Raw genomic sequence first — 12,537 nt, 5'->3', positions numbered from 1 at the left:
GATGTCAGCGCCCCATTTGTGGACCGTAAACCATTTAGGTAATGTTTCGTTTGAAGGACCAAATAAGTGGACCTGCTCCTTTCCCAGAGGGACAGACTGACCGTACCCTTGAAGCAATAGGGCCGTTTTTCCTCCTACATGGATTTTTTTCTTGAGTTGTTTTTGGATTGCATAGAGACCCCCGAACCAATCGACTTGGTCCCCCTTTCTGATAAACGCTCCCCTTTCCAAAAATTCGAGCCAACCACTCTCTTCGTAGTTATGCAGCAGACGATATGAGTAGCCTTGTTCAGCGAAATAAGCAGTGGCGTTGCAGGTGCCTGAAGCTACTGAAGTGACAAGGCGGTTTAATTTACTTTCTTTACTTGTATTCATAATACATATTCTAATTTATTTATAAACTAGAATCAAGGCATTGGTTTGTATAATTATTAATTTATGTATTTTTAATACATAAAACTTTTATTAAAGAAACTAGTTTGCGGGCTAATATTAAAATAATTTAATTATTCTAGCATGTTATTGCATGGTACTCTTTACTCCGAATACTGAACAGTGAGGACAATATGAAATCACGTACGCCAAGAAATGTGATTGTTTCCTGTTTGCTCATGCTCTTTGGAGCCGCATTGTATGCAGTAGACGGATATGCGGACCCAACTCCTACAGTCGACCTTTACAAAGCTTATGCGATGAAGGACTGGCCAACGGTGGAACGCTTGGCGAATGAGCGAATCGCGGTCGACAAAGGTGACCGGATTGCAAAGACCCTTCTTGGCTATGCAGCATTCGAGAAAGGAGATATCGCAGGTGCGGCACAAATATTCGGCGATCTACAGGCGTCGTGGTGGCACAAGACGCGTGCAAATCAGTTTATGATCGATTTGTCCCGGGAACGATTGAATCAACCAACGGGAAACATTCTAGAACAGGCAGCACGTGTATATGCGAAAGAGGGCCTAGTTTCGAAATGTGATCCATTCGAATCGTGTGTCGGCGATGATCGGGCAACCTCCAAAATCATGAAAGAATTGGAGCCCCGTCTCTGTATTGCATGCGATACAAAAGAAAAAGAAGCAGCGGCCGATCAATGGTTTGAAACCATCCGTAAACAATTGGATTCCAAAAAGACGAAAGAGGCTGCCATCGCCGCAGCATTTATTGCCGCTCATCAAAAACAGACAGCAAGCCTGAACGATACTCTCTTGGAATATCTCCGAAGATATCCAGAGAATGCAGCCATGCAAGCAGTGTTTATGGGATACGTTCTTGAGAAAAAAGAAAATAATGAAACAATTAAAGCTGAATTTGAAAAGGTACTCAGTCGATGGTCCAAACGTGATCCAGACGAATTAACGCCGGAGCTTCTTAGAATAACGCTGCGGCAGCCTGCGGATTATTGCGAAGGCACGCGTTGCGAACCTTCAAAGAATGCCTCCACTCCAACCTGTAAAGGACTTAATTCCAACGATCTAGATGATTTCATGTCCATGGACTTTCGAAAGGGGCATTTTTCTGCGCCAGATTCTGAAACAGCGCGACTCGTATACGATCAAATCGTTAAGTACAACCCTCAGATACCATCAGTTCCAATTGCATGGGCAATCATTGGCCTTCGAGCAAGCTCTACGTTCAATTCAACCGTGAGGGTAAAGGTCATTCGTTTGGCGAGGCATCTTAAAGCAAGTATGTGTGAAACACTGTCGGACAAGGGTATCCCTCAAGCTGTTAAACTCGGAGAAAGCGCCTTGCTGATGGCAGATTCGCTGAGACGTTCTTCAGACAATGTTGTTGGTTTTTCTTCGGCATGGACATCCCGACGAATTCTCGAAAAAGGTCTCGAAAGCATTTACGAAAAAAGCAATGACGCCCTTAAATTGAAGGAGCTTCGGGAACGAATGGCGCGTGATTCAAAACACTTCGAAAAAGCAAAAAAGAGCAACTACATTAGTTCACAAGTCGCGTTTGGTTTCGATTTGACCAAATTTCCACTGCTTTCCCTGACGGAGCAGCTCACTCTTGCCCAAATGAAGGACGAGGTTCCATTTGATCGACAGTTGGCCCAGTGGCTTGGTGCGGAATCAAGTTGGCCAGAATAGTTTTGGAAGCGCGGGCCTCCTTCAGCCCCGCTCGAATCAATGCCCGCGCCAATTTGTGGAAGTTGGTGGGTTCCGGGCCGGCCGAAGGCCGGATTGCAACCGGAGTGACAGGCGCGCCTGGCACGAGGTTGCTCGTCAGAGGCAAGGCGTGTCGATCCAACAACAAATTTCGAGACGGCAAGGGAGCTGCAAAGTTTGTGATCCGACGCCGTCTGGCGGCGGGCGCAAACTTTGCCATCTCAAATCTTCGTCGCCTCTTCCTTGAAAAACGTTCGAACCTTGTCCATTGTGGCCTGCTCGAACTTTCTAATCTTTCCGATACATTATTGGCGCGGCGAACAGAGTATCTTTAGACCCCGATAACAAACCAACAACCGGTCCCGGGGCCGGACGAAGTTCGTCCTTAACGAGTACTGCGCTGCTTCACCTTGTGCGAGGCAACGGGTTCTAATCATCCAATTTCACTCAGTTCCGGTCTGTGATGGATAAATGTCGTCCTGCGGCATGTGAGTTGCGGAAGGTTGAAAGCCTCCGCCTAAAAGGAGGTAGGGATGAAGCGATGGGTAGCAATAGCAGCGGGGATGACAATCGTGGTTCTGGCCGGCTCGGCTTCGGCCACAGCTGCGTTTTTCATTGATTGGAATTGCGGGAGCTACAATTTCAGCCGCAGCGGCGGGCAGATTTCAAATCTCAAGGAAATTACGTACACGTTCGGCTGTTGGCGGGAGCGCGTTGTGGGACACGGGGAAATCGAGATCCCCTATTGGGGGACGTGCAAACGGAATTACAACGATAATATTCGCTCGGTGCGGGACACTAGGACCCGCGCTTGGTGAGGAGGTAAATGCCTTCGTGAAGCGATGTCACCCCCCGTTCCTTCCATCGCGGCTCACGATTCAAAATGTCCACGCGCTCCAAGGTTTCCACGGCGAATGCGGGCGAAAAGAGCCGGTGGATATCGGCTTGCGTAACAGAAAACGGAGGACCTGACATTTCATTGCGCGGATATTCAAAGCTGATCAAAAGAATCTGTTTCCCCACCGGGAGAAAGCGCTCCAGGTGACGGACGTACGGGGCCTGTATCTCCGGAGGAAAGACAATGAGCGCGGCTCGGTCGTAGATCCAATCCACCGGTTCAATATTCGAAGGCCAGAGATCGAAGAGATCCCCGTGAACGATGGCGATATTCTCGGCGGAGTAAAGCTGGAGCCGATTCTTCAGCGGGAGAACGTCGTGTGTCAGTTTCTGTTCTTTAAAGAATTCTTCGACGGCGACCGAAGAAACTTCAACACCGGTAACTCTCTGATCCTGCGTTGCGAGCCACGCCATATCGAGACTTTTTCCAGAGAGTGGAACCAAACAGTGGCTGTTTGGGCGACCCACGCGGAGGAAATGTTTCTGCAAGCAAGGATTAACTGTAGTTTGATGGAATCCGGTCTGACCTTCCACCCATCGATTTTCCCAATACTTCCGGTCAAAGGTTTTCGTCGACATCGGGTAGGATCATGAAGGGAGTTGTCCAGTTTGTCTAAACGCCGCACATTCGGACGATGGCTCTATTTCATTGGACCTCCTCTTCTGGGCGTTGCCTTGGGGATATTGGTGGTTCGTCATCGCCAGCCTCAAGGCCCCGCGAAGCAGGTGGCGAACCCCCCTACGCCGGCCTGGTCCGAATCGTTTTCGGGGCATGTCGTGAAAGTTTACGACGGGGATACGATCGAAGTTCTTCACGACCAAGAATCCGTCACGATCCGGCTATATGGGATCGACGCGCCGGAACGCCATGAGCCGTACGCCAATAAAGCAAGACAGTTTCTTGCCGATCTGGTCTGGGGCAAAGATGTCGAGATCGACGTGAAAGACATGGATAAATACGGACGGACCGTTGGCATTGTGAAATTGGCGGATGGAAAAATTGCCAACCACGAACTCGTCCGCGTCGGTTACGCCCGTTGGTACCGATATTTCGCTCCGGCCGACCGCGATCTTGAGTCCCTGGAAGCGGAGGCCCGCGCGGCCCGCCGGGGAATATGGGCGGCGCTGCCCACCCGGCGTATTCGGGTTAGTTCAGGCTCAGAAGCTCGTCTTTCGAAATAATCAATTCGGTGCCTTCGGAATCTCGAAATACGCATTGACCGTCCAGGCTGTCCGGCACTTCGGCATCGATCGGGCCCGAAGCACTCGCGCTACATTCAAGAGACAGCCCCAGGTCGCCGCTGATCGTCAGTCCCAGGCCGCCCGATGCGGTAGCATAATCGTTTTTCACGGCGCCGCTCACATTACCCGAGCCGTTCAGGGTTTCGGCATAGGATTTTTCTTTCAGGATGACCGTAACTCCGCAGTCTGAATAGGTCATATCGAGAGTGATGGTACCGGACGTTGAATCCTTGGCGACGATCTGGCTCTTGATCGATGCCGTTCCACCGTTGGGGCAGGGCACCGACTCTTCCTCGTTGAATAAATCGCTCGATTGTGCGCGGATGGACGACATGCGAACTCCAGAATGAGGAGCCGCAATTCGATTGAGTGTGAATGCCCCTCCCTCGAGGCTGCTCAGGAGTGCCGTATAGAGCTCTACGCCGGTCGGCGCCTCCGAAAGCGAACTCAATGGCGCGCCCGTGCCGACGGCCGGCGAGTCATCGCCGCAAGCGGAAGCCAACAAGAGCCCAATAAAGAGCAAATTCGAAATAATGTTCCTATTCATGTCCGGCGTGATTGTCGTGTCCATACAATTGAACTATACAACAGATAAGTCGACGACTTCATCCTTTTCATTATGAACGGTACTTCCCTTACAATTCGGAAACAGTTTTCACGGGCCCTGGTCCAGCATCGGATGCTGCAGCGAGGCGATCACGTCTTGGTCGGCCTTTCCGGCGGCAAGGATTCGTGGGCTCTTTTGGGTCTTCTGGCGGAGCATCGAAAACGGGCGCCGTTTTCCTTCCAGCTCTCGGCGGTGACCATTGACGGAGGACTGGAGGGGTTTGATGCTTCGGTGATCGAGAGACAGTGCCGGCGGTTGGATGTGCCGTTTCATTTGGTCCGGCAAAAAATTTTTGAAACGGTCGCCGACAAAAAAGACGAAGGAAGCACGTTCTGTAGCATGTGTGCGAAATTACGCCGGGGCGCCCTTTATACGGCCGCGGAGCGATTCGGAGCGACGAAGATCGCTCTCGGGCATCACCTAGATGACGCAATTGAGACCCTTTGTTTGAATCTGTTTTACGGAGGGCGAATGGCCGCGTTACCGCCGGTGCTGCTTTCAAATGCAGGCCACGTTCCGGTGATCCGGCCTATTCTGTATTGCGAAGAGCGATGGCTGGCGATGTATTCCCACGAACGCCAATTCCCGGTCGTCGGGTGCACATGCCCGGTCTGCCCCACGCATCCGGAACATGAATACAGCGATCTCAAGCGAAAACGTGTAAAACAGCTGATCTCCGTGTTGGCCGTGGAAATCCCCGATCTGCACGCGTCGATGAGGTCCGCGTTGAGCCGCCTGGAGCCTTCACGCTTTCTCGATCCGCGGTTCAGTGAAAAGGGAACGTTTGCACCTTCGCCGGGCGAGGAAGTTGTGCCGATTCAATTGGGAGAACCGCGATGAATATCGATCAAATGAAGAAGGCGATTCAGGAACAACTGAGTCCCACCCACCTTGAACTTGCCGACGAGAGTGTTCAACACCTGGGGCATTCACAGGCTTCCGGCGGCGGCCACTTTCGTCTCCTGGTGGTATCGACACAATTCGAAGGAAAGTCGCTCGTCGACCGCCATCGGATGGTTTACGACGCCGTGAACATGGGCAATAACCCGGCGATCCATGCGCTGGCGATTCGAGCCTATACGCCGGAAGAGTGGAAGAAGCCGTAAGCTCTTCTACCGTGTGGCCTGACATTCTTTCCGGAGAATTTCCGGAGGGTTCTTCCCGCAGATTCGGGTCAGCTCCTGGCGGGCACCTTCATCATCCGGGCTGATCGAAAGAACCTCTTCAAGGTAAGCGTAAGCCTTTTCCAAGTGTCCCCGGTCTCGTTCAGCCAAATAGAGATTGAATCTGTACCGCTCATTGCCGGGCTGAAAAGCCACCGCCCGTTCGAAATAAGGGGCGGCGGATCCGGGCTGGTTCAACGATAGGTGGGCCATCCCCAAGTTATTGATGGCGGAGACATGGTCCGGTCGGCGTCGAACGACTTCTGTGTAGAGAGGGATTGCCTCTTCCCAGCGTTTGTGCCGAAACAAGGTATTGCCTAGGTTGAACTCTGCGGTGACCGAGTGAGGGCCGTCATTCAAAATGCCTCGGTAGAATGTCTCCTCGGTCCGATAGTCGGCCGATCGATAAAATGTGAGGGTGGCGAGGACGCAGCAAGAAAGCCAGCCGACAATGAGCGGTAATTTTACCGCCAAGTTCTTTTCACTCCAACGGTGGAGAATGTACGCCAGGCTTCCGGCGAAACCTAAAAGAGCGGGATAAAGATATCGAGGATTGAATTCTTCAATCATGCTGACGGCCGCAAACGGTGGCGCCAGCGCCAGGAGAACCCACGCACCTATCGCGCCGAGTGTCGGACTTCTCCGGAAGCAGAAGAAGAGGATGAACGCAGATAACGTGTAAAAACCGAATGCGCTGAACCAGACCGTCGCGTTTGCGGGAGGTCGGACGATCGAGATCGTTTGCATCGGCATCGGCCAAAGGGGAATGAACGCCGTCTTGAAAAACCGGAAGACGAATGAAGGATAATTGAGAAGCATTTCAACGGTATGTGTGTCGCTTTCAATCGCCTTAGCGCCGCCGAGTGCATTTAAGCGGAGGAAGAAATAAACGGCGAGAGCGGAACCCAAGCTCGCGATAATCATAGCGACGTTGGGTACGTGCATCCGTCTCTTTTGCACCGCAAGAGTCCCGACCGCAAAAACGGGAAAGAATAGAGCGGTTTCCTTGACCAAAGCACCGCAAAGAAAAGCCGCTGACACCATGATCGCCGTTATCCGTGTCGGTTTTTTCCGAAAGAAGAGCCATGTGGCGAGAAAGATGAAAAGCGCGGCGAGGGAATCGGTTCGGGCTGCTGCGTAATGAATCGGTTCCAGCGTCATTGGATGTAATGCGAAAATCGCTGCTCCCAACAGGGCGAATGGAGGTGACGCAAAGATCGAAAAGACAAGAGATGCGAGGACGACACAAGCCAGGTGAATCAGGAGATTCGTCGCATGAAATCCGGCGGGGTTGGGGCCATAGATTTGATAATCGACTAAAAACGAAAGATTCGAGAGAGGGCGATACGTATCGATCTTTGCACGGGGCGCCCGCTCGCCGAGATCGGCGTTGAACCACATCTCATGAGTAAAGATCGCGGGAACAGAACTCCAAGAGCGGACGAGATGGCCTTCGACAATTAGCGGCCGGTCGTCCCAATAGAATTCATTTCTTAGAGCTCCATGGTGAAGAACCGCCGTAAAGAGGACCAGGACCACCAGACCCCATCGGGCTCTCACAGCACAAGTCCTCGGAAGCGAAACTCCGCAATCTTTTGAAAGAAATGAAAGACCGTGGCGAGGAAGGAAACCTTGCTGGGCCGGCTGGCTTGAAGCGTCACGGGAATTTCACGGACTCGCGCACCCTCTTTCTGCGCCAACAGCAGGATCTCTGTGTCAAACGCCCATCCCGTTTCCTGGGTTTTGAGCAGGAGCGTGGAAAGAAAATTCTTTCGAAAACCTTTAAGTCCGCACTGGTGATCCGTTAGAGGAGAATGGAGAAATGTGTGAATGAGAAAATTAAGGGTGAGGGTAGCAAATTTTCGGCGATAGCTCCTTGACGCGGCATCCGTCTGCAAAAGCTTGGATCCGGTACAGACCATGGTCGCTGGATCGTCGAACGTTCGGATCAGCGCGCGCAGATGGTCGAGCCCGATTTCGAGATCGGCGTCGATATAGGCGACAATCGGCATCTGGGCGCGCGAAAAAGCTTGGGAGAGAATGCTTCCCCGCCCTCGGTTTTGCGGATTGCGCACGAGCCTACAGTAATCGGGATGCCGCTTTTGAAATTCTTGGGCGATCCTGTAACTTCCGTCGGTGGAGCCGTCGTCGCCCAAAAGCAATTCAAACGGTCTGCGGAGTTCCCCGAGAAAAACCCACACGGCCTCCGCGGTGGTACGCAGAACCTGTTCCTCATTATAGAAGGGAATGACCAGCGATATGCCGTCCACGGGATTCAAGATACGCGGCTGACCGGGAATCTCCAAACGAGGGAACGACAAGGCGGAGGGATGACTCTTCGGGCGATGGCTGATAAAAATTAGACACGATGCCGCTCCCGGATATCCGTATCCTTGAGTTTGAAAGCCGGCTCCTTCGAGACAATCCGATGGGAGACCCGAATATTCGGCGGCTGCCGGTTTACGTTCCGCCTGGATACGATGCCAAGCGAAAGGTGCCGTATCCGGTCGTTTACCTTCTCGCCGGTTGGTCCGGCCGGGGCGCGCGTTATTTGGCGGACGAAGGGGCGTTCACGGTCTCTCTTCCGGATCGTCTCGATCAGATGATTACGAACGGCGACGTTCCTCCGCTGCTCGTTGTCTTTCCCGATGGAGCTACAAAGTTAGGAGCGAGCCAGTACATCAATTCCGCCGCAAACGGTCCGTATATGGACTACCTCTGCGATGAAATCGTTTCCTTCGTCGATTCGAAATTTCACACATTCAAGAGTCGCGAGTTCCGCGGCGTTCTCGGGCATTCGAGCGGCGGATTCGGAGCGATGGTCACCGGCATGTTGCGTCCCGACACATTCGCCTATTTCTGCAGCTCGGCGGGAGACAGCTGGTACGAACAACTCTATCAAGCTCCGATACCGACGATGATCGGGGTGATTCAAAAGGCCGGGGGCGTACGGACGTTCATGGAAAGATTCCTGGAGAGTCCGAATCCGGGTGGTCTTTTGAAACGGGAAGATTTCGAAACGATGATGAATCTTTCGATGTGCGCCTGTTATGCGCCGAACCTAAGCGTCCCGGTCTTGTGCGGCGACCTTTATTTTGACATCGAGAGCGGTGAGCTGATTCCCGAGGCGTGGAACAAATTTCTCGCCTGGGATCCGGTCCGGATGGTCGAGCGTTACGCCGACGCCCTACGGCAGATGAAGTGGATCCATCTCGAAGCCGGGACGGAGGATGAGTACGGTCTCCATATCGGACACCGCCAGGTGGCTCGCCGTCTCAAGGCCCACGGAATTTCGTTTTATTTGGAAGAATATCCCGGAAAACACTCCGGGCATCATTATCGATTCGGAGATCGAATTCGGAAAATGCTGGAAAAAATGCCGCTTAAGAACGGATAACGGAGACGAAGAGGCTCAGCCAACCAACCAAGAGCGCAACGCCCCCGATCAGTGTGATCGCGCCCAACCACCGGACCCCGGTGATCGCGAGGAGGTATAACGTTCCCGAAAAAATGAACGTGCCGATCGCGAAACTAAAACCGGCGACGGTGGTGGCGGGATGAGGCCAACGAGTGGATGCCCAGGCCACAGCCAGGAGGGACAGAGCGATCCCAACGCAAACCAAAGGCGATCCATCAGTTCGTGCCCAGGAATTGAACGCTGACCGGTTCGCCCTGCGTGCACTTGATGGAATCGGTCATTCCGGAAGCCAAAAAAGCGCAAGCGTTGTCCGTGGCCGTTGTTTTGCACGACGGTTGGTCCGGGCCGGTGGCTTTGCGGCATTGCGAACGTCCGCGAAACTCCATGCAGACTTCGCAACCCACCGTGGGCGTGCGTGTGATCTGATACGTCATCCAGGCCGCCGGGGAAAGAACGGCGACGATGATTCCGAGCAGTTTAAGAACTTTTTTCATGCTTTCTTATCCCCCAGTGTCCCGAGTCCGACATATCTTGATAGTCGGCCGCCGCTGCATCCCGGCTGGCTGCGTTGCTCCTCCTCGGCGTACGGCTTTGCAAGTACGCCTTCGTCGTCGCGCCTTGCCATCCGGGCGCATCGGCATCCTTTGTCATCAAGCTATCTCGGACTCGGGACACTAGGCGGAATCCTTCTGACCGCACGCGATGCAAATATAAAGCGGCGTGCCGTCCTCTTCAGCGTAAAAAGCGTTCTCCTTGCAACGGCTGCAGTCGGCCGGCGGCACCAAATTACCGTCGGCAAGGCGCGAATAACAGCGTTCGTTCGTACAATAAAGGCCGTTCATCGAACGCACGAGCGGAACCGTCCTTCCGCTTCTCGAACAAAATTTGCAGCAAAGTTCGGTAGAATCGATTCGGAGGGGCATTCGTGACCTGCTTCTTCGGTTTCCTTATCAGCGGCTCCGAGAGGGTTAGATGAGTAAACTTTTCTTAACACTCAAAAGAAGATGCTCGGCGCTTCTGGAAGACCCACTAATATGTTAAAATTTTTATTTGGTCCAACATGCGTTGCGTTCCGGCGTCCCAACGATTGAATCGAGCCGGAGGGCCGAGGCGTAGTGTTGGAATGCGAGGGCAGGGTGCAGATGGACCGAATTACGAAAATATCGCTGGGGATGTCCCTGATCGAGATCATCATCGTCATGGTGATCGTTGCGGCCCTAGCCTCGGTATTCATCATCACCATGCTCGGTTCCAAGTCGGGAGACAGCGTCGATCGCGCGACGCAGGCGATTCATGATGACATCGTCCTGATTCGCAGCCGCGCGATATCGACCAATCGCGTTCATCGAATTTCGTTCTCCTCGAGTTCCGACTGGACCGTGGGGGCGAATATCACCGGAACGGCAAACTGGGAACAGGTCGGGGACGTCAATCGCATGCCTGTGGATACGTACCTCGACAATGCCACGTGGACGACGGCGCTGGGAACGGGAGCAAAATGGCTCGAATCCACACCGCGAGGCCTTTTTCAGTTTTCTTCAGGGGCGATCCCCGCTCCCTATGTGATCGTGACAGGGCTGGGGGCCACACGCACGAAAACGATCACCGTCGACGTCGGAGGAGCGATTTCAATTGAGAACCATTAATCGAAAGGGGCGCCGAAAAAAAAACGCGACGGGATTTACGCTCATCGAGATCATGATCGTGTTGATTCTCGCGGGTGTTACGGTAAGCGCGATCTACACTTTCCTGGGGAAGCAACGAAAACAATCCGTGTCGCAACGTTTGCGAGCGGACGTCGAGTCGATGTCGCAGATCTCGTTTTTCATCATCGGGCGGGATATCCGCCGGGCCGGCTCGGACCCTCGCGGTATCTTGCGCGGAGGCACCAAGTGGGGCATTCCACTTGCGGAGGCGACGCCGACGCGGCTTCGGATCCAAGCCGACCTGAACGCGAACGGCGTGATCGATCCGTCCCCGCCTACGGACGAGGATATCATCTACGAGTTCGTCGATGATTCCATTAAACCGGACGGCGTGCCGGACCAGATCAAACGGCAGGCGGGGGATCAGCTCGTGATCGAAAACGTCAGGGCCTTTCAGCTCAAGTACCAGTACGGGACCACGGGGCTTTGGGTGGATCAGCCGCCCGGAGGCGATCTTCCCTTCATCAAGACGGTGTCGATGCGTTTGGTGGCGGGAACCGGGAGAACGAACCCGAACACGGGCGTCGAGGATACGAAAGAAATCAAGATGAACATTCGGCTTCGGAATTATCAATAAGGAGGGCGTTATGAAGGGGTGGGTAAAAAAGGGAAAAGGGGGGTTTGTGGTTGTCTTGGCGCTGATCGCGCTGATGGCCATGAGCTTTTTTCTCATGACCGGCGCGGCGACGACGACGTCGAGCGTAAAGGTCAGCGGAAATTACACGAAGACGGTGGACGTTTTCGATATCGCGGAAGTCGGCGTCGCGCGAGGCCGAAAGTTGATGGAAGGCAAAACGTTTGATCAGCTGTTAGCGCTCTATCCGTCCGGCGTCATGATCTCAAAAACGCCGTTCAACGGCGGGAATTATGAGGTTCGGATTAGAGATAACGATATCGACGACCAGGGCGCCCCGAATCCGAAAGAAAACGGAAATCCTGCGACCGACGCGGATAACCTGCTTGTGTTGACGTCGTACGGCTATGGCAAAAGCGGAGGCAGCGTCCAGATCGAGACGCACCAGCAGATCATGACCGGAATCACATTTCCCCCTTCCCCGGGAATGCCCGGGTCCGGCCAGGGCCCTACGGGCGCACTTCTCTGCGGGACGACCACGGACGCCAAGACTTCGGGCGGCGGCGAAATTACGGGGCACGACTACAACATTCCGCCGGAGCTTATGGACTCCGATCCCACCACATGGTGCACGGGAACGGGGTGCGATGGGAGCGATCAAACGCCGACGTCGGGAGGCGGATATGCGGTCGCCGGCGAATCGGCCGTGAACACTACCGGAAGTGGATTTGAAAGCAATCTGACGCCGGAGGTCCTTGCCAACACCGGCGCGAATTCGCATTGCTCCGATTGGCGGGCGATCCGGGACCAATT

The 12,537-nt window shown here is 53.6% G+C and carries 16 protein-coding genes; 9 read left to right on the top strand and 7 right to left on the bottom strand.

Annotated elements, in window-relative coordinates; genetic code table 11:
- On the bottom strand, positions 1–375 hold a 375-nt coding region (locus tag VI895_13325; protein ID HLG20780.1), incomplete at its 3' end, for an AbiEi antitoxin N-terminal domain-containing protein.
- A 191-nt stretch (positions 376–566) separates the two neighbouring features.
- Here VI895_13325 and VI895_13320 point away from each other — a divergent pair.
- Together VI895_13320 and VI895_13315 are read left to right on the top strand one after the other, a co-directional pair.
- The gene (locus VI895_13320; protein HLG20779.1) at positions 567–2,099 is read left to right on the top strand and encodes a hypothetical protein; all 1,533 of its coding nucleotides are present in this window, start codon (positions 567–569) and stop codon (positions 2,097–2,099) included.
- Between the two features lie 551 nt (positions 2,100–2,650).
- Positions 2,651–2,935, top strand: coding sequence for a hypothetical protein (locus VI895_13315; protein HLG20778.1), 285 nt, complete (start codon positions 2,651–2,653; stop codon positions 2,933–2,935).
- Here VI895_13315 and VI895_13310 read toward each other — a convergent pair.
- Complete coding sequence (locus tag VI895_13310) at positions 2,916–3,593, bottom strand: thiopurine S-methyltransferase (GenBank protein HLG20777.1); 678 nt, start codon at positions 3,591–3,593, stop codon at positions 2,916–2,918. The two genes, VI895_13315 and VI895_13310, sit on opposite strands and share 20 nt — an antisense overlap.
- A gap of 30 nt (positions 3,594–3,623) precedes the next feature.
- Here VI895_13310 and VI895_13305 point away from each other — a divergent pair, with 30 nt between their 5' ends.
- Complete coding sequence (locus VI895_13305) at positions 3,624–4,196, top strand: thermonuclease family protein (protein ID HLG20776.1); 573 nt, start codon at positions 3,624–3,626, stop codon at positions 4,194–4,196.
- On the opposite strand, the gene VI895_13300 is transcribed toward VI895_13305, so the two are convergent.
- Positions 4,162–4,827, bottom strand: coding sequence for a hypothetical protein (locus VI895_13300; GenBank protein HLG20775.1), 666 nt, complete (start codon positions 4,825–4,827; stop codon positions 4,162–4,164). The two genes, VI895_13305 and VI895_13300, sit on opposite strands and share 35 nt — an antisense overlap.
- Before the next feature lie 48 nt (positions 4,828–4,875).
- Between VI895_13300 and VI895_13295 the strand changes: the two genes are divergently transcribed.
- Together VI895_13295 and VI895_13290 are read left to right on the top strand one after the other, a co-directional pair.
- Entirely contained in the window at positions 4,876–5,703 is an 828-nt protein-coding gene (locus VI895_13295; protein ID HLG20774.1) for an ATP-binding protein, read from the top strand.
- A complete protein-coding gene (locus tag VI895_13290) occupies positions 5,700–5,969 on the top strand; it encodes a BolA family protein (GenBank protein ID HLG20773.1) in 270 nt (89 codons plus the stop codon). The genes VI895_13295 and VI895_13290 overlap by 4 nt, the downstream gene beginning before the upstream one ends.
- Positions 5,970–5,975: 6 nt before the next feature.
- On the opposite strand, the gene VI895_13285 is transcribed toward VI895_13290, so the two are convergent.
- Complete coding sequence (locus VI895_13285; protein HLG20772.1) at positions 5,976–7,586, bottom strand: tetratricopeptide repeat protein; 1,611 nt, start codon at positions 7,584–7,586, stop codon at positions 5,976–5,978.
- Complete coding sequence (locus VI895_13280; protein ID HLG20771.1) at positions 7,583–8,347, bottom strand: glycosyltransferase; 765 nt, start codon at positions 8,345–8,347, stop codon at positions 7,583–7,585. Before VI895_13280 ends, VI895_13285 begins: the two co-directional genes overlap by 4 nt.
- 47 nt (positions 8,348–8,394) lie before the next feature.
- On the opposite strand from VI895_13280, the gene VI895_13275 reads away from it, so the two are divergent.
- Positions 8,395–9,423, top strand: a complete 1,029-nt coding sequence (locus VI895_13275; protein ID HLG20770.1) for an alpha/beta hydrolase-fold protein — start codon at positions 8,395–8,397, stop codon at positions 9,421–9,423.
- Here the strand turns inward: VI895_13275 and VI895_13270 are convergent.
- Both VI895_13270 and VI895_13265 read right to left on the bottom strand, forming a co-directional pair.
- Complete coding sequence (locus VI895_13270) at positions 9,410–9,649, bottom strand: DUF423 domain-containing protein (protein ID HLG20769.1); 240 nt, start codon at positions 9,647–9,649, stop codon at positions 9,410–9,412. The genes VI895_13275 and VI895_13270 overlap by 14 nt on opposite strands.
- A 10-nt stretch (positions 9,650–9,659) precedes the next feature.
- The gene (locus tag VI895_13265) at positions 9,660–9,938 is read right to left on the bottom strand and encodes a hypothetical protein (GenBank protein ID HLG20768.1); all 279 of its coding nucleotides are present in this window, start codon (positions 9,936–9,938) and stop codon (positions 9,660–9,662) included.
- 621 nt (positions 9,939–10,559) lie between these two features.
- Here VI895_13265 and VI895_13260 point away from each other — a divergent pair.
- The 3 genes from VI895_13260 to VI895_13250 form a co-directional block, all read left to right on the top strand.
- Positions 10,560–11,090: a GspH/FimT family protein gene (locus VI895_13260; GenBank protein ID HLG20767.1), complete on the top strand. Its 531-nt coding sequence runs from the start codon at positions 10,560–10,562 to the stop codon at positions 11,088–11,090.
- Positions 11,077–11,727 (top strand): prepilin-type N-terminal cleavage/methylation domain-containing protein, encoded by a 651-nt coding sequence (locus tag VI895_13255; GenBank protein ID HLG20766.1) that lies wholly within the window; start codon positions 11,077–11,079, stop codon positions 11,725–11,727. The genes VI895_13260 and VI895_13255 overlap by 14 nt, the downstream gene beginning before the upstream one ends.
- A gap of 10 nt (positions 11,728–11,737) precedes the next feature.
- On the top strand, positions 11,738–12,537 hold an 800-nt coding region (locus VI895_13250; GenBank protein ID HLG20765.1), incomplete at its 3' end, for a hypothetical protein.

This window comes from Bdellovibrionota bacterium (assembly GCA_035292885.1).
Taxonomy (GTDB): Bacteria; Bdellovibrionota_G; JALEGL01; order JALEGL01; family DATDPG01; genus DATDPG01.
Note: the sequence above shows the minus strand (reverse complement) of the source record. Positions and strands in the feature narration are given on the sequence as shown.

Coding starts and splice junctions, on each gene's coding strand:
- VI895_13320 (HLG20779.1), top strand. CDS start 567: ATGAAATCACGTACGCCAAGAAATGTGATTGTTTCCTGTTTGCTCATG.
- VI895_13315 (HLG20778.1), top strand. CDS start 2,651: ATGAAGCGATGGGTAGCAATAGCAGCGGGGATGACAATCGTGGTTCTG.
- VI895_13310 (HLG20777.1), bottom strand. CDS start 3,593: ATGTCGACGAAAACCTTTGACCGGAAGTATTGGGAAAATCGATGGGTG.
- VI895_13300 (HLG20775.1), bottom strand. CDS start 4,827: ATGGACACGACAATCACGCCGGACATGAATAGGAACATTATTTCGAAT.
- VI895_13295 (HLG20774.1), top strand. CDS start 4,876: ATGAACGGTACTTCCCTTACAATTCGGAAACAGTTTTCACGGGCCCTG.
- VI895_13290 (HLG20773.1), top strand. CDS start 5,700: ATGAATATCGATCAAATGAAGAAGGCGATTCAGGAACAACTGAGTCCC.
- VI895_13275 (HLG20770.1), top strand. CDS start 8,395: ATGCCGCTCCCGGATATCCGTATCCTTGAGTTTGAAAGCCGGCTCCTT.
- VI895_13265 (HLG20768.1), bottom strand. CDS start 9,938: ATGAAAAAAGTTCTTAAACTGCTCGGAATCATCGTCGCCGTTCTTTCC.